Origin of the sequence: Rufibacter roseus (genome assembly GCF_001647285.1) — a bacterium.
GTDB classification, from domain to species: Bacteria; Bacteroidota; Bacteroidia; order Cytophagales; family Hymenobacteraceae; genus Nibribacter; species Nibribacter roseus.
In genome coordinates, this window is the sequence record NZ_LRML01000002.1 from 464408 (window position 1) to 486432 (window position 22025).

The 22025-nt window shown below is 46.6% G+C and carries 19 protein-coding genes; 11 read left to right on the forward strand and 8 right to left on the reverse strand.

The features are described 5' to 3' along the window. Nucleotides 1-12 precede the first annotated feature (12 nt). Together A8O23_RS03785 and A8O23_RS03790 are read right to left on the reverse strand one after the other, a co-directional pair. Nucleotides 13-483 carry a YybH family protein gene (locus A8O23_RS03785; RefSeq protein WP_066616785.1) on the reverse strand — a complete coding sequence of 157 codons (471 nt, stop codon included), beginning with the start codon at nucleotides 481-483 and terminating at the stop codon, nucleotides 13-15. Between the two features lie 131 nt (nucleotides 484-614). Further along, nucleotides 615-1085 carry a glycine zipper domain-containing protein gene (locus A8O23_RS03790; RefSeq protein WP_239693331.1) on the reverse strand — a complete coding sequence of 157 codons (471 nt, stop codon included), beginning with the start codon at nucleotides 1083-1085 and terminating at the stop codon, nucleotides 615-617. Between the two features lie 445 nt (nucleotides 1086-1530). On the opposite strand from A8O23_RS03790, the gene A8O23_RS03795 reads away from it, so the two are divergent. From A8O23_RS03795 to A8O23_RS03815, 6 genes are all read left to right on the forward strand, one after another. Next, the gene (locus A8O23_RS03795) at nucleotides 1531-1839 is read left to right on the forward strand and encodes a putative quinol monooxygenase (protein ID WP_066616790.1); all 309 of its coding nucleotides are present in this window, start codon (nucleotides 1531-1533) and stop codon (nucleotides 1837-1839) included. Between the two features lie 141 nt (nucleotides 1840-1980). Continuing rightward, nucleotides 1981-2127: a hypothetical protein gene (locus tag A8O23_RS21550; protein ID WP_161486689.1), complete on the forward strand. Its 147-nt coding sequence runs from the start codon at nucleotides 1981-1983 to the stop codon at nucleotides 2125-2127. Between the two features lie 12 nt (nucleotides 2128-2139). Continuing rightward, nucleotides 2140-3417 (forward strand): hypothetical protein, encoded by a 1278-nt coding sequence (locus tag A8O23_RS03800; protein WP_066616792.1) that lies wholly within the window; start codon nucleotides 2140-2142, stop codon nucleotides 3415-3417. 246 nt (nucleotides 3418-3663) lie between these two features. Then, the gene (locus tag A8O23_RS03805) at nucleotides 3664-7332 is read left to right on the forward strand and encodes an AAA family ATPase (RefSeq protein ID WP_066616794.1); all 3669 of its coding nucleotides are present in this window, start codon (nucleotides 3664-3666) and stop codon (nucleotides 7330-7332) included. A gap of 63 nt (nucleotides 7333-7395) precedes the next feature. After that, nucleotides 7396-7629, forward strand: coding sequence for a hypothetical protein (locus A8O23_RS03810; RefSeq protein ID WP_066616796.1), 234 nt, complete (start codon nucleotides 7396-7398; stop codon nucleotides 7627-7629). Nucleotides 7630-7732: 103 nt separating this feature from the next. Continuing rightward, a complete protein-coding gene (locus A8O23_RS03815) occupies nucleotides 7733-8491 on the forward strand; it encodes a thermonuclease family protein (RefSeq protein WP_066616798.1) in 759 nt (252 codons plus the stop codon). Nucleotides 8492-8808: 317 nt separating this feature from the next. Here the strand turns inward: A8O23_RS03815 and A8O23_RS03820 are convergent, their stop codons facing one another. The 4 genes from A8O23_RS03820 to A8O23_RS03835 form a co-directional block, all read right to left on the reverse strand. After that, nucleotides 8809-9660: a universal stress protein gene (locus A8O23_RS03820; RefSeq protein ID WP_066616800.1), complete on the reverse strand. Its 852-nt coding sequence runs from the start codon at nucleotides 9658-9660 to the stop codon at nucleotides 8809-8811. A gap of 112 nt (nucleotides 9661-9772) precedes the next feature. Beyond that, nucleotides 9773-10162, reverse strand: coding sequence for a hypothetical protein (locus A8O23_RS03825; protein ID WP_066616803.1), 390 nt, complete (start codon nucleotides 10160-10162; stop codon nucleotides 9773-9775). 123 nt (nucleotides 10163-10285) lie between these two features. Next, on the reverse strand, nucleotides 10286-11347 hold the full coding sequence (locus A8O23_RS03830; RefSeq protein ID WP_066616806.1) for a DUF6687 family protein: 1062 nt from the start codon (nucleotides 11345-11347) through the stop codon (nucleotides 10286-10288). A 139-nt stretch (nucleotides 11348-11486) separates the two neighbouring features. Further along, on the reverse strand, nucleotides 11487-11792 hold the full coding sequence (locus tag A8O23_RS03835; RefSeq protein WP_066616809.1) for an HNH endonuclease: 306 nt from the start codon (nucleotides 11790-11792) through the stop codon (nucleotides 11487-11489). 74 nt (nucleotides 11793-11866) lie between these two features. Between A8O23_RS03835 and A8O23_RS03840 the strand changes: the two genes are divergently transcribed. Beyond that, on the forward strand, nucleotides 11867-13159 hold the full coding sequence (locus tag A8O23_RS03840) for an MFS transporter (RefSeq protein ID WP_239693332.1): 1293 nt from the start codon (nucleotides 11867-11869) through the stop codon (nucleotides 13157-13159). Between the two features lie 181 nt (nucleotides 13160-13340). Here A8O23_RS03840 and A8O23_RS03845 read toward each other — a convergent pair whose 3' ends face one another. After that, the gene (locus tag A8O23_RS03845; protein ID WP_074988309.1) at nucleotides 13341-14561 is read right to left on the reverse strand and encodes a lipase family protein; all 1221 of its coding nucleotides are present in this window, start codon (nucleotides 14559-14561) and stop codon (nucleotides 13341-13343) included. 189 nt (nucleotides 14562-14750) lie between these two features. Between A8O23_RS03845 and trxA the strand changes: the two genes are divergently transcribed. From trxA to A8O23_RS03865, 4 genes are all read left to right on the forward strand, one after another. Then, nucleotides 14751-15059, forward strand: coding sequence for a thioredoxin (gene trxA / locus A8O23_RS03850; RefSeq protein ID WP_066616813.1), 309 nt, complete (start codon nucleotides 14751-14753; stop codon nucleotides 15057-15059). A 551-nt stretch (nucleotides 15060-15610) separates the two neighbouring features. Then, nucleotides 15611-17482 carry a M61 family metallopeptidase gene (locus tag A8O23_RS03855; RefSeq protein WP_066616815.1) on the forward strand — a complete coding sequence of 624 codons (1872 nt, stop codon included), beginning with the start codon at nucleotides 15611-15613 and terminating at the stop codon, nucleotides 17480-17482. A gap of 283 nt (nucleotides 17483-17765) precedes the next feature. Further along, nucleotides 17766-20090, forward strand: coding sequence for a TonB-dependent receptor (locus tag A8O23_RS03860; RefSeq protein ID WP_082882893.1), 2325 nt, complete (start codon nucleotides 17766-17768; stop codon nucleotides 20088-20090). Continuing rightward, complete coding sequence (locus tag A8O23_RS03865) at nucleotides 20090-20932, forward strand: DUF4249 domain-containing protein (protein WP_082882894.1); 843 nt, start codon at nucleotides 20090-20092, stop codon at nucleotides 20930-20932. Before A8O23_RS03860 ends, A8O23_RS03865 begins: the two co-directional genes overlap by 1 nt. 221 nt (nucleotides 20933-21153) lie before the next feature. On the opposite strand, the gene A8O23_RS03870 is transcribed toward A8O23_RS03865, so the two are convergent. Continuing rightward, nucleotides 21154-21969 (reverse strand): purine-nucleoside phosphorylase, encoded by an 816-nt coding sequence (locus tag A8O23_RS03870; protein ID WP_066616824.1) that lies wholly within the window; start codon nucleotides 21967-21969, stop codon nucleotides 21154-21156. Nucleotides 21970-22025: the final 56 nt, after the last annotated feature.

A 22025-nucleotide genomic window follows, 5' to 3' on the forward strand; every position in this document is an offset into this window, starting at 1 on the left:
TGTATCTCTTTATTAGTTCTTTGCCTTCACCGGCAAACCTTCTAATTGAGCGTAGGTGATTTTCCAGGCGCCCTTATCGTTCTTCTTCCAAATCAGGACGTAATTTCCTTCTCCTTCACCGCGGGGCAACTCATTGCTTTCGGGTAACACATCTACGCGGTAGGTCCCCCCGTCATAGGCAATGCCATCGCTTACCCCAGAGTTCACGCTGTAGGTTCTCAAGTCTTCTATGGTGCCCATGGTTTCTCTTACCCATTTCTGAGACACCTCAGAGCGGCCACTGTAATGCACTTCGCCCTGTAAAAAGTGCGCGTCTTCGGCAAACATAGTGTCTAATTTGGTGGTGTTGCGGCTATTCCACGCGGAAATAAATTCCTGGCTTAGCTGCTGCACGTTGACACCTTCAGTTCCAGCAGTTTCGGTCTTAGAGCAGGAAGTGAACGCCAGCGACGCCATTACGCATATAAAAGCAAAATATCTCATTGTAGTAGCATGTTTAAGTGAATGAATACCCCTCATACTGTATTCAAATATTAGGGGTTTCAAATATTAACAAACAGGTACAAAAAAGCCCAAGCCACTGGTGCTTGGGCTTTCTGATATCTATCTCTGGGTTACCAGCTTTTTCTTCTTACTTCAGAGTCTGCGTAAGGCTTAGAGCGGTCTCCGTAATACTCGTTCGGCAGATAAGCTATGTTCATGATCTGCGGCTGGTTTTGCTCGGCAAATGAATTCATAATAGCCGGAGTACTGGCGGCAGCGGCTTTTTTAGGCGCTGAGGCTTTTCTGGCCACTGATCCTGCTGAGTTGTTAGAAGAGCTATAAGCATATGCTCTGTTAGCTGCTACAGTTCTTTCAAATTCAGCCTGACGCTCGGCTTCGGCTTTTTTATTCTTGTTGTCAATGATCTTACCAACTCCGTAACCGGCTGCGGCACCAACGGCACCACCAACTACACCACCAACTACCCGGTTCTTTTTATGTATGATTGCACCAGCTGCTGCACCAGTACCACCACCAATTACCGCGCCTTTGGCTTGCGGGCTCCACTTCTTGTTATCTTGTGCTTGGACTTCGGTGCTCATAGCAACCGATCCTAAAAACATCATGCTAAAGATTAAACTGAGCTTTTTCATAACTGTACTTTTTATAGTTTCTAAAAACTTTCACTCGTTTGATGATGGTGATTTCAACTACCGTGCCAAACTTTTAAAATCAATTTTCATACTTGTGAGACGGCTTCCATTTTGCCATCTGTAAAGGCATATAGAAAATTCCGTGCCAAACCTTACACCTAGAGCTAAAACGGATTTTGTAATATTTAGATACACCTGTTTTACAACTACTCCTCTTGTGAGTTAAAGCAGTTTCCTTTCTAAAGCATTTTAACCGCTGAAAAAAATAAACCTGAACTCTATTTGGAACATGGAATTTTGTACCTTAGGCTAACTGTAAACTCTCTGCTTCCGCTTTAAAAGCTTAGAGATAAAACAGACGCAACAGCAAAGAAACCCGTTACCTAATGTACCTATGGAAAAATATGCCCTCTTCGGAAAACTGATGACCCAGCCTGGCAAACGTGATGAGTTGCTAGCTATTCTAACGCAAGCCGCCCAATTGGTAGCTACCGCTAAAGGTTGCCACCACTACATTGTCTACAAAGATGCCCAACACCAAGACTGGATTTGGGTGAGCGAGATCTGGGATTCAGAGGCAGATCATGACAACTCCCTGCAGATAGAAGGAGTGATGGATCTCATTTCGCAAGCCATGCCCTTATTGGCCGGCAGACCAGAGAAAATAGAAATGACCGTGGTGGGTGGGAAAGGCATCTCTTAACCGCTGCTGTGCTCCAACCTGATTTTGGGCTGATTTAACGAAAACAGGCTGAAAACAGGAAGCTTAATTGCCAAAAAGCAGCTACAAGTTTGCTCTCTTTAACCAAAAAAGATATCTTAAGATTTAATAAACACTTACCTCATGCAAAAATTTCCAGCTTTCCTTTACCACCACTTCGGAACCCGCGTTGGCAAGTTCATTCTTGTGGCGCTTGTTTTTGTATCTATTGGCGCTATTTTCCAAGCTGGAGTAAGCGTGGGTGAGATTTTATTCTACGTGACGCGGTAAAATTAAGTCTCTTTGCAAAATAAAAGTACCCTAAAAAGAAAATTCTATGATTCTCTAAAAAGAGGAACCGGAGAGGCTTACTTGATTGCTAAGGCAAACCCGAATGTAGATTTTTCAAATTATATCATCAAAGGAGCTTTGACCAATTATGCATATGATGGTCAGGCAGAAAACAGCAGAGCCCAGTACATCTTTAATTTGATTTCGCTTTCTGGCAAGAAGGAGAAAATCAGGAAGGCTGTTCTTCGAGGATTAGCTACTGAACGAGAAGATACATGGAGCTTAACCCATCTTTTCGATCTGGTTAAAATTTATGCCCAACACGGAGACGAAGAGGCAAGAAAAATCCTTTATGATAATTTTCTACAGAATCCCATTGAAGGCTCTGATTGGGTAGGCTCTTTTGAAATATTAGAATTAGATGGTTTAAAAGGGTTATTCTTTATTGCTGAGAAATACGGGAAATGGCTAGAACAGAACCCTGAGGACTGGCAAGACGACCATCTTATCAACCTTTTTCAGGAGAACAACCCTCAACTAAAGGTGAAGGAGGAGCTCCAAAAGGCTGCCAAATCTAACCGTTTCATCAAAGTCTATCTTGACAACATAAAAAAGACCAAGGCAAACTATGCCAAGCAAAAACATGTTTCCGGAACCTATTCTGACATTGTAGATGAAGTCCTGAACAGCAAACCCTTCCTCTCTTTCTGGCGGAAGAGAAATTTAACCGAGGCTGATATTGTAGAAATTGCGGAACGATTAATAGTTGAAAAAGATAAAGAAAAACAGGAAAAACTACTAGAGGTGTTTGACAGCCACCGTTTCCCTTTAGATAGTGAATTTGTTCTACAATTAGCCAAACAAAAGCCTACTTCAAAAAATAGAATCAGAGAATATGCCATTGATGCATTAACATACCTCAAGAGTGAGAGCATCAGGCAGTTTGCACTTGATAAAATCCCTAAGTCAAATCGCCCGCAGCAGTACATCAATATCCTTTACTCAAATTATAAAGAAGGAGACGCTAAATTATTAATGGAGGTAGCCACTAAATTTAAAAGTGAGCAGATGATGGAGAATTTGGCGGTCTCCTACATAGACATTTTCGAGGCCAACCCTACTCAAGAATGCAGAGAACCGCTAGAAGTATTATATTCAAAAATGACTTGCGGCCTTCACAGAAATTCACTGGTCAAAATTTTGATAGGAAATAATGTTCTGTCCGAAAGAATCAAAAATGAAATTCCCTATGACAGTGACCTTGAAACACGGGAGCTCTTAGGAGAGTAAGAAGCAAAATCTTACAAAACTTTTTTAAGATGACATGGCGCTAGCGTCCGCTTGTGTCCACACGCTTTGCAGAACAAAAAGTATTAGAACACAAGCGGACGCATGCTCAATGAAAAATAGTTTTTAAATCCAAACCACACCCGTTTCCAGCTTATTTCTCCCAAAACAAGCCAAAAACAGAAATATTTCATCTCCTCCCCTTTCCCAAAACCTGTTATCTTTACTTTCTCGCAACGCTTACCTCCCGTGAAGATAATCTCCGTCCGCTTCTCTAACCTTAACTCGCTGCAGGGCGAGCATTTTATACCTTTCAACCAGCCGCCTTTGAGCGAGAGTGGGTTGTTTGCCATTACGGGGCCTACGGGCGCGGGCAAAACCACCATTCTGGATGCCATTACGGTGGCGCTGTACGGACAGGTGCCACGCCACGGCCGCGATGTGGCCGAGATTATGACCCGCCACACCGGTGAGTGCTGGTCTGAGGTGGAGTTTGAGGCCGAGGGTAAAAGCTACCGCGCCCGCTGGAGCCTTCGGCGGAGCCGCAGCAAAGCTGATGGCAAGCTGCAAAGCCCAGTGATGGAGCTCATTGACGCCGCCACGCAGGAAGTGCTGGAGAGTCGCCTATCAGAGACCCGCCAGCGCATCATTGACCTCTGTGGACTCGATTTCCAGCAGTTCTTGCGGTCGGTCATGCTCAGCCAGGGCGATTTTACCCGTTTCCTAAAGGCCAGCGAAAGCGAGCGCAGCGAACTCCTGGAGAAACTCACCGACACCCGCATCTACTCCCAAATATCCATGGCCGCCTATGAAAAGGCCAAGACCGAAAAACAGAAACTGCAGGACATAGAGCAGCTATTGCAACTAGACCAACTGCTGTCTGAAGAAGACCGCGCCGCCCTGGAGGCGGAAAGCCAGCGGCTGAAGGCCGAGGCCCGTCTGGCCCAACAGCAGGTTCAGCAGCATTTGCAACAGCAGGCGTGGCTGGAGAACCTGCAAAAGCTCTCACAGAAAGAAGAACAGCTTACTACCCAACTAACGCAGGCGCAAACCCAGCAGCAGGCGTGGCAGCCTAATCGGGAGAAACTGCTTCGGCATGAACAGGCTCAACCGTTCCAAAGCGAAATGGCGCGCCTGCAGGAGGTGCAACGCCAAGGCGAAACAGTAGCCCAAGTAGTGGCTTCTTTGCAACAGCAGGTGCCCGTACAAGAGCAGAAAGTTACCGCGCAGACACAGGCTGCCCAAACCGCCCGCACCGCCCACGGTCAGGCACAGCAAACTATTACAGAGGCCGAACCTCGTTTAGATCAGGTGCTGCAGCAGGATTCTCAACTTGCGGCGCAGCAAACGCAGTATACCAAAGACGAACAAGCCGCTGCGCAACTGCAGCAGCAGATACAGCAGCTCATTCAGCAACAGAAGCAGCAACAGGCCGCCTTGCAGCAGCTGGTGCAAGAAGGGAAACAACTGAATGATTGGCTCAAAGAGCATGGTCTGGATGAAGAACTGACGCAAACGCTACACGAGGGAAAATCGGAGCTGCGCAATTTAGAGGAAGTACAGAAGCAGCAGGCTAAGTTTCAGAAAGAGCAGGCTGTTTTAAGACAGATTTCAGAAAAAGAGGCTGAAAACGCTGCTGCGTGGCAACAGCAGTTAACGGCTGTTGAACAGCAGTTGCAAATACAACAAGAGCAGCTGTCGGCTTTACAGGAACAAGCCACAGCCGCCCTGCAAGGCCAGGAGCCAGAGGCGCTGGAGCAACTCTGTCAGCGCCTGCCCAGCATGTGCAGCCAGTTGGAGAAGCAGTTGGAACTGAGCAAAACCTATCTACAGCAGGAAGCTCGCAGGCAGGAACTGCAGGCAATTTTAGCTTCTACCACGCAAGAACTGCACCAGCAGCGCACCCTCCTTACTCAGACTCAATCTGAGAGGGAACAGGCGCTGGACAAGCTCAAAGACTTACAACAGATTGTAGACCTGCAACGGCAGATTCAGAAGTACGAAGAAGCCCGTACCCAGCTGCAGCCTGAGCAGCCGTGCCCGCTCTGCGGCTCCACACACCACCCCTTGGTGGAAGAGCATCAGCCACAGGCTTTATCTGAAGCCGAGCAAAACCTGCAGCAGCAGCAAACCAAAGTGTTGGGGCTAGACGTGCAAGAGCGTGAACAAGCCTCCGCCGTGCACCGACTGGAACTAGCCGAACTGCACACGCAGGAGCAAATAACTCAAATAGCCACCTATACCCAGCAGCTACAGACGCAGTTTACCAAGCTGAACAATACGCTGGAACTGGCGCACGAAATTGCCGTTTCTGATACTATTGACCAGTATTGGAACGCCCGCAAAGCCGAGCTTCAGAAAGCCTCCACAACGCTGGAAAGCCTGCGGGGTCTCCGCACGCAAGTAGAACAAGCCCGTGCCGCTGAACAGAAACTGCTTTCTGAACAGCAGCGTTTTCGGCATGAAATAGAAAAAACAGCCCAAAAACGCACACAGGCAGACTCACAGTTGGCTCAATTGCAAAGCGAGCTGGATGATATAGCCGAGCAGGCCAAGGTAATTTCCGATACACTGCAAGGCTTCTTCAGCACCTACGGCCTCTCTTATTCTGGCACCAACGGTTCTGAATTGTTGTCGCAGCTAGAGGCACGCAGGCAGACCTATGAGCAGAAGAAGGCGCTGCTTCCTGAGCTACGAATAAAATATTCTGAGGCCAAAGCCGCCGCTGAAGGTGGGAAAGCCACGCTTGATGAAAAACAAACAGAGCTAACCCAGCGTCAAGCCCAATTGCATATCATGCAGGAACAATTGCAAGAACTGCGCCGGCAACGCTTTGCCCTGTTACCAGAAGGCCTGCAGCCGCAAGCGGAAAAACAGAGACTGCAACAAGCTTTGCAGCAGGCGGCTCAAGCCTTGCAGGCTTCAGAGACCGCATTGCAGCGCGAACAGGAAAGGCTAAACTTGCTTACCCACCAACACGATCAAAAGCGAAGCGAGCAGCAGGCAAACCAAGAGACGCAAAAAGAGTTGGAGGCTGGCCTGTTACAGAAAATTCAGCCTTTAGGGTATGCGTCCTTGGCGGAACTGCAGGCGCTGCTGTTACCTGAGGCAGAAGCAAGGCAATTACGAGCAGAACAGGAACGCCTGCAAAAATCTATGACTGAGCTTTCGCATAGCCTTCAGCAGTGCCGTGCGGAGTACCAAACGGAGAAAGAGCGTCACCTCACCGAACTTACGTTAGAAGAGTTGCAGCCGCTCATCCAGACGCTGGAAGAAGAGAAAAACCAGCATCTCGCACAGATTGCGCGCCTGGAAATGCAACTCCAGCAGGACACCGAACTCCGCGAGAAGCACCGTCAACTTACCCAGCAGCTGGATGTGCAGAAAGGCGAGGCCGAGCGCTGGGCACGTCTGGCCCACCTCATCGGCTCTGCCGACGGTAAGAAGTTCAGCAAGTACGCCCAAAGCCTCACGCTGGCACGATTGGTAGAGCTGGGTAACCGCCACCTGCACCGCCTCAACGACCGCTACCGCATTCTCAAGAGCAATGAGAATGAGCTTGACCTTCAGATATTAGACACCTACCAAGGTGATGCTGTGCGCTCCGTCAATTCCCTTTCGGGCGGTGAGAGTTTCTTGGTGAGTCTGGCGCTGGCGCTAGGCCTCTCTGACCTCGCCAGCCACAAAGCGCAGATTCACTCCCTGTTTATTGACGAAGGCTTCGGCACGTTGGACGCAGACACACTGGATATCGCTATGGATGCCCTTGAAAGTTTGCAGGCCAGCGGTAAAATGATAGGCATTATTTCACACGTGGAGGCGCTGAAAGAACGCATCAGCACCCAAATTGTGGTGGAAAAACTGGCGGGCGGCCGAAGTAGCATTTGGGTAGAGAGTGGAAATGTGGAGTTGGTTTGAGTTTGGGAGTTTAACAATCTGCTTCCTACATTACGTTTACCTGTTGTGACAACATCTGAAACTATGAAGCCTAAAATAAAATTTTCCTCTTTTAAAGAGCAAGACGATAAGCGGGAATATTGGCAGAGCAAAAGCTATGAGGAGCGGCTGGCTGAAGCGTTTAGGCTGAACAAAAAGGCTTATTGGGAATATTATTCTCAGCCCAACCCCCAGATGTCAAAAAGAACAAGGCTTTTTATAAAACGGGAAGACGAAAGCTTAGAAGAATTCTTCGCCCGAAAAAATGCAGCAAAATAGGTATGCCTCGGGCAGGCACAAAGACTTTAATGATCTTGAACATTTACCGGAAAACAAATAGGAAATTAGCCGTACTAGGGTAAAATACTCAAGAATTATTCACATGACTTCGCCTTTCAACACAACGTTATCTTTTTACCTAGCACTTTGTCTCTTAATTTTTTCAGGTTGCCAGCAAAGCCAGCAGGCAAATGAAAAGCAGGAAATAACACAGGAGCAAGAGGGGCGCTATAAAGTAATTGCCGTAAAAGACGGAGATACCATTGAGCTACTAAAAGACGGAATACCGCTAAGGGTAAGGCTGCAAGGGGTAGACACTCCCGAAAAGCGGCAGGACTTTGGCACCCGAGCGCAGCAGTTCACTGCAGAATTGGTGTTCGGAAAATTTGTAGAGTTGGTAGTACATGACACGGACCGGTACGGCAGAACGGTGGGTGAAATCATATTAGAAGATGGCCGGAACCTGGGCTATGAATTGATTAAAAACGGTTTCGCCTGGCACTACACCGCTTACTCAAAAGATCCGGAACTAGCCCGTCTGGAAGCCGAGGCCCGCGCTGATAAAAGAGGACTCTGGGACCACCCTAACCCCGTAGCTCCTTGGGATTTCCGTAGACCTAAAAAAGGCGAGACAGCTGGTTCTGCTGCTGCGCCTTCAGTACCCAAAACAGCCGCCTCCTCCGGGGCCAGTATCTCAAATAAGAACGGGAAAGCTTTTTTCTGCGAAAGTAAAGGAGCTAAGACTTACCACCTCAGCCAAAACTGCCAACGCTTACAGCAGTGCAAGAGCAGCATAGGTTCAACTAGCCTGGCTCAAGTGAAAAAGACGGAACGTACTCCCTGTAAAGTATGCGCAGATTGATAGGTATAGCTTAACCGCCTCTGGGTTTTATTTATACTTCTATTCCTTGACACAAGCATATATTTGTCTCTCAAAGATTTCTGATCTTAATTACGTGCGGACAAAAGCTTCGGCTAGTAGTCATTCAGAATATAGAGCTTCTGTTTCTGGCTTGTTTTCAGGAAAGTAAGCCAGAAACAGATTATTCTGTTCTGCCTATTTGCTAAATAGGTAGAACCCCAAATGAAATATAAATCGCGGCAAAGGCCGCGACTTTAAGCCAACCAGACGCTTGCCCGGCTGCAGAATTAGAACCAGATGACATTAATTTGTTTCTACTAGGCCGCATGCAGCACCAGCAACGGAAGTTTGGTTTGATAGGTCATTTTTTCGGCCAAAGACATCCGGAAAAGGTCCTTGAAGAAATTTCGCCGCTTTTTAAGAATAGCCAGCATGTTGCTGTTGGTTTGGCTCAGGTAGTCTTGCAGGCCGGTTTCCTCTTCCTCGTGCACTACCTCCTGAAACCTGATAGGCAATTCATTTCCTAAATCATTTTTCAGGCGCTCCAAAAAGGCTTTGGCGCGGTGCGTAGACTCTGCATCGGCTTCTTTGCTCACGTGCACCACCTCCACCTCAGCTTTGAAAATAGCCGCCAGAGCTATTACCTGCCCCAGCGCCTGTGAGTCTTCTGGCTGATAGTCAGAAGCATAAACAATTCGGTGAATATCTGGGAAAGAAGCATTACCGGGAATAGCCAAAACTGGGCACTTCACTTGTGAAATCACACTTTCAGTGTTGCTACCAATCAGAATCTCTTCCAGCGTATTTCCACCGCCGGTTGTACCCAACACTACAAAATCATACCCTTCACCTAAGACTAAGCGCTCTACGGCATCTGCCAGAAAGGCTTCCTGCACTTTTGAGTCTACTACAAATTTAGCCCCTCCTGTTACCTCGAAAAGGTCTTCTAAATGCAATGACAGCGAGTGGAGTTTGTCTGAGGCCGCACGACGCTGGTCATCTAGTACCTGACTGGCCATCATGGCGGATTCAGAGGTATCTAGTACGGGAAGGTGCAACACATGCAGTAAGGTGAGCGAGGCACTTGTGTGCTGCGCAATATGAGCCGCATACTCAGCGGCCTTATTAGATGTCTTGGAGAAATCTACCGGACAAAGAATCTTTTTCATAGTACAACTGGCAATAGCACCACTCTGTAATGCGGCAATGGCGCCAGAGTAAAAACGGGAACGGAACAGCTAAGTTTTATAGAAGAGCATCCGTGAGAACAGAAAGGCATTTCTAAAGCTCATCTAGCCACGCCTCAGCCTCTTCTAGCGTTTGAAAGATGTTCAGGTTGATTTTGCTTTCCTGCGCCACGGCAATGGCCACTTCGCTGGAGGGATCATTTAGATTATGGACTTCGGCGAGGTGGAGCAAACCGGCAGCCACAATCAGCTTTTGAGCTGCTATGTGAAGTTCCTGCACTTCAAAGGAATAATCCTCCATTTCCCTAATGTCAGTGACAATTGAAAACCCAGGAGATACCTTTGTCAGGGCTTCTTTTACATGCGTTAGGTAATCTGGCACCTGGTCTAAGAATTCCCAGACCCCAAACATTTTCATGTAGATTCTATTCTTCGTTTCATCAACTGTGATTTGATAAAACGGAGTATCCGCAATGGTAACCATACAGCAAAGCTTTCACTTCTCTTCTACCGTCTGGTTGGGGGGCACCTAAATCGGCTATAATAAATACAACATAAAATTATTTATTTAAATAATACACAACAAGAAAGGATTCCATTAAAAACTTTAATTTTTCTTATATAATCCTTTAATTTCTGCCCAAGACCAATATTGTTTTGGTGCTACTCCGCTGAAGTAAGTAGTTAAATATTTAGTTATTTCACCTGTTAATTTAGCTGGTGAAATGGATGAAGAATAGATGGGGCGCTCATACGGATGTGCGTATCTCTGGGCTTTGGAAAGTTTTTGCCGGTGAATACGCAGTAGTGGACCTGTATCAGTAGGCCCCTCTGTTTTCCATTGATTTTCCGCTACTTCCAGAGTGGTTAGGTGTTGAGCCAATGGTCTCATGTCTGGCCGTGGCAAGGTGGGGCGGCTGGCAATGTCTACCCATGTAGTATATTTACACTCCAGTTCATACCGCTGATTAGAATAGCAGCTCAGTACTACATCAAACCCAGCAGTTACACTGAACAAAGCATAATAATGCACTGGCTCCGGTGTTTGAATTACCACTAATCCTAATTCAGGCAATTTTTCTACCCGCGTTTCTGGTCCGTGAACTTGTAAATAACCGGCCCTAACTTGTGAAAACTCAGGCTCCCAAATAGCACTAAATTTATCCGGTTGTTGCAGAACTTGGGTAAAGGAGTGGAGAAAATAATGAAACTTGGGCACAGAGGCCGTTATTTCGTTTTCCTCTAGATCCCCTGCCCCAAAAGGTGGGTAAAAATGGGTTTTCTCCTCTGCATTTAACCAACATACCAGTTTCAGCGCCTCCTCAGCAAAAGGTGCCTCTAAATTCAGTTCCCTGAAATCACCTATAATGGCCATCTGGCGAAGTAACTCTTCGTGCTGGAGTGCCAACTCAGGATTCAAGAGTGCCCACACCCCCACAAACCCGTCTACATCAAAATGGTTAGCGGTCACAAAGCTAAACTCCTCTAGAGACGGCCAGTTTTGTTTTAGCGCCTGCAACACAATACCTGCGCTGGTATCTTCCCGAAGCGGTTCAGGAGTGGGCGATCCCCTCCAGTGCGACAGCACCAGTCCGTTGGGGTGATAGCTGTCTACCACTACGGCTTTATATTCTTGTATGTCAGTGAAAGGCAAATAGGCGAAAGCCATGGGAAATTATCTGAATTAGAAATCAAAGGTAGTCAGGGCAAAAGTAGGAATTTATGGTTCCTTTTCTCTTGTGCACGAATCTTTTGCAGCAACTGCTGTTTTGACCGTGTTTTCCAGAAATCAGCTAAAAAACACCTTATCACCGCTTCCTTCTTCTGTTTGAAATCTTGTCCAGCCTCTTGTTCTTCACCCAAGAAAGGTATTTCTGCAGCCCCTCTGCCTGCCGTAGCGCAGGTATGCTGTTGTACAAGACCGCCAGTTCTTTGTTTGAATAGGTAAGATGTATGGTGCTGTGACAGGGCTGGCACAGCGGAGTGGTGGGGCCATGGCGGCCTCCTTCCTCACGGGGTATCAGGTGATGCAGGGTTGTAAACCCCACCTCCCGCTCACACAATGCACAGACAGGGTCGGCACTGACTTCCTTTTTCTTTTTCTTCTTACTCATGCGTAGCTAAAGCATACTTTACGAAAGTATACCTCCTTTGATTTCAAATTTGAACTACTTTCGCCCCCGCTCCTGTGGGCAGACAACATCTGGCACTGGGCCCCGTACAGTTTTCGGTTGCCCCAGTGGCAGCCATTATTTTTTCTACCATGTCAAACGCTACCCCAACCTCCACCCCAGGCATAAAGGAAAGCTGGCTTATATTTATGCTGGCGGCCATACAGTTTACGCACATCATGGACTTTGTGATCATGATGCCCCTGGGCCCACAGCTAATGCGTGTGTTTGACATTTCACCACGTGAGTTTGGCTTTTTAGTGTCTGCTTATACTTTTAGCGCTGCTATTTCGGGTTTTCTGAGCGCATTCTTCATTGACCGGTTTGACCGCAAAGATGCCCTACTCATTCTGTACCTGGGTTTCACCATTGGAACCTTGGCCTGCGCCTTAGCGCCTAATTTTTCGCTTCTGTTATTAGCGCGTGTATTGGCCGGTGCCTTTGGTGGGGTATTAGGCGCGTTAGTATTAGCCATTATTGGAGATGCCGTACCCGAACAACGGCGCGGATCAGCCACGGGTAAAGTAATGGCTGCGTTTTCTGTTGCTTCTATTGGCGGAATACCTATTGGACTTTACCTAGCGAGCCACGCCAGCTGGCATGCGCCGTTCTATCTACTTACGGCACTTTGCCTTGTTGTACTGGCCATGTCTTGGCGCCTGCTGCCTCCCATGCGGGAACACTTGCTCAACCACGTACCCCAGCACCCAGGCAAACTCATTGTTTCCATTTTTACAAATACTAACTGCCTTTGGGCTTTCTCCCTGATGGTTGCCTTGTCATTGGCTGGTTTTACGGTAGTGCCGTTTCTGAGTCCGTACATGGTGGCCAACGTGGGTTTTGAGGAAGTTGAGTTGAGTTACATTTACCTCTTTGGCGGATTAGCCACCGTGGTTACCTCACAGTGGGCCGGACGCCTGGCAGATAAGTTCGGGAAACTGCGTGTGTTTACCATAGCGGCTATTTTCTCTACCATTCCTATTCTGCTGGTAACGCACCTGCCCCAAGTACCGCACTGGCAGGCATTTATTGTCACCACCGCTTTCTTTATTGTTTTCGGTGCGAGGTTTGTGCCGGCCATGTCTATGATTACTTCCAGCGTGGAACCACGCATGCGCGGCAGCTTTATGAGCATTAATTCTTCGGTACAGCAAATGGCCTCTGGCTTGGCGGCCTTTCTGGCGGGCTTGCTCATAACCAATGCGCCAGGCCATGAAGAATTAGAAGGTTTTGGCACCGTAGGCTACATTGCCTGTGGCTTTACCATTCTGTCCATGTTTTTGGCCTCCAGATTGAAAAAGGTGAGCTAGAGCTAAGCTAGGTATAAACTTTCAGCAGAAAGTTCCTCTTTGATTCCTTTTAATGCAGTGGAAAGCCTGGCAAATTTAAAGCCTGTTTTAGTGCTATATTTTAAAAAAAGGAGCTAAAACAGACATAAAAAAGCCTGCTGCTGTAACTACAGTAGCAGGCTTTTTTATAAAATTACTAATACTATTTAGCAGTGGCGTTTTTTAAGCTTTCCATCCACGGGATGAGATCTTTGATCATTGGTTCTAAACTGCTGGAGTGGGTACCGTCCTTGATCGGGGTTAGGGTAACATTGAAAGAGGCTCCATTTGCCATCATAGCCGCATGTGTTTCCTGCGAATTCACAAATGGTACAGTGGTGTCAGAAGTGCCGTGGTAAAGACGGGTGGGGCTTTTAGGAACCCAGTTCTTCAGACTGTTCTGTTTTAACGCTGCTTTCAATACCTTTTCTCCGTCGCCCCTCAAATTAGCCAAGAAGGTAGGGTTAAACAGTTTGCTTGGGTCATTGCTCAGCGCATTGTTGATAGCGCTACCCGTCTGTGTGCCGTTAAACATGGTGCTGACGCGGCTAGCGTACGGCTCCTGAAAAAAGTCTGTTAAAGGACGGTTCCAGCTGTTAGTGTTGTTATACGCCGACAAGATATAGGCCAAATAGCCGGGGTAATTATAGTTCTGCCCCGACACCACCTGGCGTAACATACCTTCTAGGTCATAGCCACCCGCTCCTGCACCAGTGGCCGTGACAGTAAGGCCATGAGCCGGATTTTCCTCTATTTCCTTTTGCGCAGCCAAAGTCACATAACCGCCTTCAGAATAGCCCGCCAGGAAAAGCTGCTCAGAAACGGAAATGTTATTTTTCTTAAAGAAAGACTTACCCGCTTTGATCATGTCTACCACTGCCATGGCTGAGTGCTTCTGGTCATAGTAGGGATGCAACATTTGCTTCGCCTCGCCAAAACCTAAATAGTCAGGCACTAGGGTTAGATAACCGGCAGAACCAAAGGATTCAAAACCTGTTAAAGAGTTCAGCTGAAAATTACTGGGAGCATCTTTATGAGCAAATATGGTACCGTGTTGTGCGCTGAGCAATGGCGCCGGAGTAGTTACATTCAAGGGAACTACCATCAAGCCCGAAGCCCGCACTTCCTGCCCCTTGTATTGGGTCAGGTACACCATTTTGTAAATATCAACGTCATACTTCACCATGGTGGCCAACTCGGCCTGACCGCTGGAAATGGCCAGTTGTTTCAAACCAGCCGCTTGTATGGTGGTCAGCTTTTCCGCCGACACCAGATGATCTTTCTGAGTTTGCTCAGCAGCCGGCCCTTCCATTACCTCAGATTCTTTACAAGAAGTAAACCCGATGAAGGAAGCCAGCAATAAGTTTAAAAGTATTGTTTTCAAAGTTTTATAGGCTAAAGTAAATGATACTTCTCAAGGAATTAGACCTCTTAAAAGTTCCTTGATCAATGTTTCCCTTTTTAGCTCATTATTCAAAAAACAGGCCAAAAACATAATTTGTATACCCTAGAATAGATTTACTAAAAATTGACCTTTTCCGCATACATGCTGAGAAACATATAAGAGAACACTATGGCTAAGAAATCATTTCAGGAATTGATCAACAGCCCGGGCATGCCGGTTTTAGTAGACTTTTATGCCGACTGGTGCGGCCCTTGCAAAACCATGGCTCCCATTCTGCAGCAGGTGGCCAAGCAGTTTGAGGGAAAGCTGAAAGTGATAAAAATAGACGTAGACAAAAACCAAGCGGTGGCTCAGCAGTACCGGGTTCAAACCATTCCTACGCTCATACTGTTTCATCAGGGCAAGAACCTGTGGCGGCAGGCTGGGGTAGTACCTGCCCAGCAATTAACTCAGGTAGTGCAGCAGCATTTGCCTTGATAGTTGATTGTTGATTGTCATTTGTTAATTGTTGTAAGACATCTAGACAATCGTATCTAATTCAGCTGCTTAATTCATTTCTTCTGTAAGGTTCAGAATGGATGGAAAGTGCCTTAAGAAGTGCAGCTTTTTAGTCATCTTTATTAATAAGGAATAAGTCACAGTATTAACTTCCGCGCCATAGAAGTATTTGTCTATATCTGCTCAGACACTGATAGATTTAGGAGACGTTTACAGTGCTTCTTGAGCAGTAGGCTAAGGTGCCCTGCGCAACCCAGTTAAAACCCTAATACAGCGAATACCCGTTTTGGAGGCTGTTTTTAGAAAAACGGCCCCAAAACAGAAATTCTGTCATACAACTTACACAGCTCCTTTTTAATTAACGTTTCAGATAATCTCTGCATATTGTCTGTAAGTTTGCCCTGCTATCTTCGACCAATGGAGCAGTGGCACCATTTTTGGTAAAATGGTGGAACCTAAAACCAGAAAGCGGAAAACTGACGTACTAGATAGGTTGGTTGCGTTTTCATCTCACTCCTACTCATAACTTTATGACGTTTAAGAAACTCTTGGCGGCAGTAAGTATGGCGGCCTTGCTGCAAGGCCCGGTACTGGCGCAAAACAAAGACAAAGAGATCTATAAATTCTCTGTAGACCTGACCCAGGTAAAAAACGACCGCCTGCAGGTAATGCTTACCCCCCCAGACTTCAACCAAGACGAAGTGGTGTACCACATGCCAAAAATGGTACCGGGCACCTATGCCGTGTATGACTTCGGAAAATTCGTATCTGATTTCAATGCCTTTGATAAAAGGGGCAGAAAGTTAAAAGTAGAACGGCTGGACACCAACAGCTGGAAAATTCAGAAAGCCAAGAAGCTGGCCCGAATAACCTATATGGTAGATGACACCTGGGATACTCCAAAGCGCGAGGACATTGTGTTTGAACCAGCCGCTACTACCATTGAAGAAGGCAAGGTTTTCTTGCTGAACAACCATGGCTTTTTCGGTTATTTTGCCGGGCTCACCAAACGACCGTACGAGGTAACTATTACAAAGCCAAATGATTTTTACGGCGCCACTCCACTGGTTGCCACTAAAACTACCCCAACTTCTGACACTTTCCGGGTAGAGGATTATAATGAATTAGTTGATTCGCCTATCCAGTACAGCCGGCCAGACACCGCTATGCTAAAAGTAGGGAATGCTGATGTTCTGATTTCTACGTATGCCGCCGGCGGTGGAGACCGTTCTAAAAACCTGGCTCAGAACATCCGCACTATTCTGGAGGCGCAAAAAGACTATTTGGGCGGTACCTTACCTGTAGACAAATATGCTTTCCTGATCTATATTGACAATAAGCAGAACCGCACTGGAGCTTATGGCGCTTTGGAGCATTCTAACTCTTCGGTGTATTACTTCCCTGAAATGCCGCCTGCCATGTTAGCTGAACAGGTAAGAAGCATTGCTGCCCACGAATTCTTCCATATTGTAACGCCTCTCACCATCCACTCAGAAGAGATAGGAAACTTTGACTTCAGCAACCCAAAAATGTCAAAGCACCTGTGGCTGTATGAAGGGGTGACTGAGTATTTCGCCCAACATGTGCAAATCAATCAAAAGCTAGTAGAACTACAGAGTTTCCTGGGTGAACTGCGGGGCAAGATCATTGCCTCAAAACAACAATACAAAGATGATCTGGCTTTCACCGATCTTAGCCTTGGTGCCTTAGACAAGCATGAGAAGGAATACGGCAACGTATATCAGAAAGGCGCTCTGATTGGCATGGCGTTAGACATAAGATTACGTGAGCTCTCTGGCGGCAAGTATGGTTTGCTTAACCTCATGAAAGACCTGAGCCAGACCTATGGCAAAGACAAGTCTTTTAAAGACGAAGAACTGTTTGATAAAATAACGGAGCTTACCTACCCTCAAATCAGGGACTTCTTCCGGAAATATGTAGAGGGGAACGAGGCGTTGCCGTACACTGAGCTTTTCCAGAAAGTGGGTATCACCTATGAGCCAACCGGAAAGCAGAAACGAATCTCGTTGGGTAAACCAACCCTCAGCTATGACGCTACGTCTGGCCATATTATCATAGCCAATACCGAGAACCTTACCGCCTTCGGACGTGCCATGGGCTACCAGGCTGGTGACCAACTGTGGCAAATCAACGGAGAGGACATTACTCTGCAGAACGCCACAGATTTAATTACCAAACACGTGATCAATGGCAAAGAAGGCAGCATGCTCACCCTGACCGTGGGCAGAAAAGATGCCAGCGGCGAGGTGAAACCTGTTAAACTTCAAGCCAAGCTGGTACCGGCTGAGGAAACAGTATCGCACCTGCTGGTAGTTGATCCCAATGCCACCGAGGCTCAAAAAGCACTCCGCGATGCTTGGCTTTACTCTACTTTAAAGTAGCCCCAGCTTGTTTGAAATTATGATCCGTTTTAGGCCTGTTTTTAGGAAAATAGGCCTAAAACGGATTTATTTTTTAAAAGCCACCGGTCTTTCGTTTCTGCTTTCATAACTTATTTGAGTTAGTTCTGTTTCTGTCTTACCCAGCATGTAAGGTCAATAGTTTGAGGTAGAACTTCCTAATGCTCCTCCCCCTCTATCTAAACTTAAGATGGGCTTAAGCGTTATGAAAATAATTCGTATATATCTGCGTTATATAATATTATCTGTACCTACACAATTTACTATGCCGAATAGCCGGCTTATACAGCTTTTCCTCTGTACTGTCCTCTTGTTTACCTGTGCACCTGTCATAGCGCAGGAACGTGTTACCCTTAGTGGCACCTTGACCTCTGCAAAAACCGGGGAGCCTCTTATTGGGGCCAGTATTGCCGTAGTAGGTACTTCAAGCGGAGTCAATACCGATATTGAAGGCAAGTATAGTCTGCTCATTCCGAAGGGAAACAGGCAGGTACAATTTACTTATCTGGGATATGAAACTATTACCCGTGAACTAAACCTCACCAGAAACACCACCCTTAACCTGGCCTTGCAAGAGGCAGACAATAAACTGGAGGAGGTAGTGGTAGAGTCGCAACGGAATTCATTTGAAGAGCGTCTGACTTCTCCACAAATGAGTTTAGAGACCCTCACTACCCGTGAAGCCAAATTATTGCCTGCTCTTTTTGGGGAGGTAGATATAATCAAGACGTTGCAATTAAAGCCTGGCATTCAATCTGGCGGCGAAGGTTCCAGCGGTATGTTTGTGCGCGGGGGAAGCAACGACCAAAATCTTGTGCTCATTGACAATGCTTTGGTGTACAACCCCAGTCACTTGTTTGGTTTCTTCAGTGTGTTCAACCCTGATGCCATGCAGGGCGTGGAACTGTATAAAGGCGGATTTCCGGCTCAGTTTGGGGGCCGACTGTCCAGCGTGCTGGATGTAAAAATGCGCGAGGGCAACAAAGAAGAGTATGACGTATCAGGTGGGGTAGGTCTCATTGCCTCTCGCCTAACGGTGGAAGGCCCCATCCAGAAAGGCAAGTCGTCTTTTTTGGTTTCTGGCCGCCGAACGTATGTAGATGTATTCACCCGCATGATCAATGAAGCAAAGGAAGGCGATCCTGACTGGAGCCCAATTCCGGACTATTACTTCTATGATTTCAACGCCAAAGCCACTTTTGACTTGGGCCCCAAAGACAGATTATTTATAAGTGGTTACTATGGCCGTGACTTCTTCAAGTTCTACGATGCAAACTTCAACTTCAATTTTAACTGGGGTAATACCGTGGGCTCCGTACGCTGGAGCCATTTGTTCTCACCCAAGTTTTTCGTGAACACCATGGTCACCTCTTCTAGCTATGCCTATGAAATCAAAAACCAGCTAGACGTATTTGACTTCAGCCTTACCTCCAATATATCGGATCTGAATGCCAAAGTTGATTTTGAGTACCTACCAAACGAGCAGCACCACATCAAGTTCGGAAGCTCTGTTACTGACCACACCTTTGTGGTTGGCCGATTAGAGGCGGGCTCTAATGATGGGGAACTTTCAGTGGAAGCAGGCAACGAGTACAAGGGTCAGGAATATGGCGCTTACGTGTCTGATGACTGGACCATTCACCCCACCTTTACCTTAAGCTACGGCCTGCGGCTGTCTGGCTTTTTGAACAACGGCAACAACTACAATGGTATTGAACCACGGTTGGCAGCCAGTTACCGCCTTAACGAAACCCTTACGCTTAAAGGAAACTACACCCGCATGTTCCAATATGTGCACCTGGTTTCCAACTCCGGCGCATCGTTGCCCACTGACATCTGGTACCCTTCCAGCCCTGGCGTTAAGCCCCAGATTTCTGACCAATTCGCTTTGGGTCTGACCAAGGTTCATAAGAAAGATTACCTCTTCAGCACCGAGGTTTATTACAAGACCATGAGCCGACAGCTAGACTTAAGAGACGGGGCGCAGATTTTTGGAGTAGAAGAGCTAGAGCCTGAATTTGTGTTTGGTACCGGCAAGAGCTACGGACAAGAATTTTACTTCGAGAAAAAAGGCGGCAAAACCACTGGCTGGATTGGCTACACCCTCTCCTGGACCAACCGTACCTTCCCCGACATCAATAACGGGAAAACGTTCCCTGCCCGCTTTGACCGGCGCCATGATATATCTATTGTGGCTATTCATGAGTGGAACGACCGCATTAGCGCTACCGCCACGTTTGTGTATGGCACCGGCGATGCCTACTCATTACCTGTGCAGCGTTTCGTTTTTCAGGATGTGCCGGGCGAAGATTTTACTGTCATACCCATATATCCGGAACGCAACTCCTTCCGCCTTGCCCCCTACCACCGCATGGATTTAGGATTAGTGTACAAACTAAAGCCTAAGCGTGGCTCATCAGACCTTACGTTTAGCGTATACAATGTATACAACCGTAGAAACCCCTACTTTGTATATTTTGAAACAATCTGGAATGAAGAAGAGCAGACCCGGGAAATCTTAGGGTTTTCCGCAAAACAGGTTTCACTGTTCCCTATCATTCCGTCCATTACTTATAATTTCAAATTTTGATGAACATAAAATACATTCTTCAACTTTTCTGCCTTTTAGGTGTCATGGTTACTGTGACTTCCTGTGACATGGAGCAGGAAATAGAAGTAAAACTGCCCAGGTTAGAGCCTCAGCTAGTAGTGGAGTGTTATTTAGAAAATGGTAAACCAATTCGTTTGACGCTTTCTGAATCATCAGGCTATTTTGATGCCATACAGCCTACCATAGTAGATAATGCCACTGTGTCTATCACGAAAAACGATGAAGAGCCAATTCTACTTACCTATAGATTAGAGGCCGATGTAAAAACCCAGAAAGTGTACACCTACTACAGCACGAAAGTGATCAGAAGTCAACCTGGTGATGTGTACAAATTACTGATCACTGACCCGAAAGGAAGGCGGCTTACAGGAACTACCACGGTTTTACCCAGCATACCCATTGACAGCCTAGGCTATAAGTTCAATGACAAACCAGATGAGAGCAAAGAAGCTTACTTGCTAGTTCGTTGGCAAGATGACCCAAGCACCAGGAACTTCTACCGCCTTTTGGTGCACAAGCCGGATACAATGCAGGTAGATAACGTAAATAGTCTTTTAGATCGTGAAATAACTGATGAGTTGCAGAACGGCAAGAAGATTACCTACTTCAGTACTTACCGGTTTAAGCCAAATGACACCTTAACAGTTAAACTCTTTAATGCGGAAGAAGCCTATTACCGTTTTGTTAGTAGCGTAGAAGATGCCAGACGAGCCAACGGTAATCCTTTTGCACAACCAGTTGTGATCAATAATACAGTAGCGGGCGGTTTTGGTGTATTCACGCATCTTAATTATTCCACTAAGGAAATAATATTGAAATAGCAGCAGCTATTCACTCTTTCATTCAGGGGAGATTCATATACATTTGAATGCTCTAACCTTCTTCAGCCTCAATGAAAAAGCCATTCCACCTAATAAGGAGAATGGCTTTTTCATTGAGATAGATGGCAAATAAATCCAAAGTTTTATTGTAAATGTGAGATGCACATAAGATCATCTAAGAAAATAGATGCCCTATTTTGACTGGGTTAACATCTCTGTTCTTATTGTCTTTTTATCAGCTCCTTAATCAGCAACGTCATATTTGGTTCTGCTTTGGCGGCGGCTTCCAATATATCCAGCAGTACTACCTTCTTAATTTTGCCTGGTACGCACATATCAGTGATAACAGACACAGCAAACACCGGTAGCCCCATGTGAACAGCCGCAATGACTTCGGGCACGGTGCTCATACCAACGGCATCGGCTCCAATGTTGCTTAAATAACGGTACTCAGCTTTGGTTTCCAGCATTGGGCCCGGCACACTCACATACACCCCAGACTTTACTGGCAACTGATGCCGCGCAGCAATATCTAATGCCTGGCTGATCAGGTGTTCATTGTACGGCTCGCTCATATCTGGGAAGCGCGGCCCCAATTCGTCTACATTTTTACCTATGAGCGGGTTTGTAGGCAATAGGTTGATATGATCTGTAATCACCATCAACTCAGAGGTATTGAATTCTGGGTTCAGTCCGCCGGCGGCGTTGCTCACAAAGAGCTTTTGAATCCCCAATAGCTTCATGACCCTGATCGGGAACACCACCTGCTCCATGTTGTAGCCTTCATAGAAGTGGAACCGTCCTTGCATGACCACCACATTCCGGCCGCCTAACTTCCCAAAGATCAGCTTACCCGAATGGCTTTCAACCGTTGATACCGGGAAATGCGGAATATCAGCGTAGTTTAAGCTGTGCTGCACCTCTATATCATTTACCAACGCCCCTAAACCTGTTCCTAATACTACCCCGAAATCGGGTTGGAAATGGTTCGTTTGCTGCCGGATAAAATCTGTCGCTTCTTGTAGTAACTGTATCATGTGTCTGTTTAGATTTGTCTGTTTTTAGCCTGTTTTTCAGAATACAGGTCAAAAAC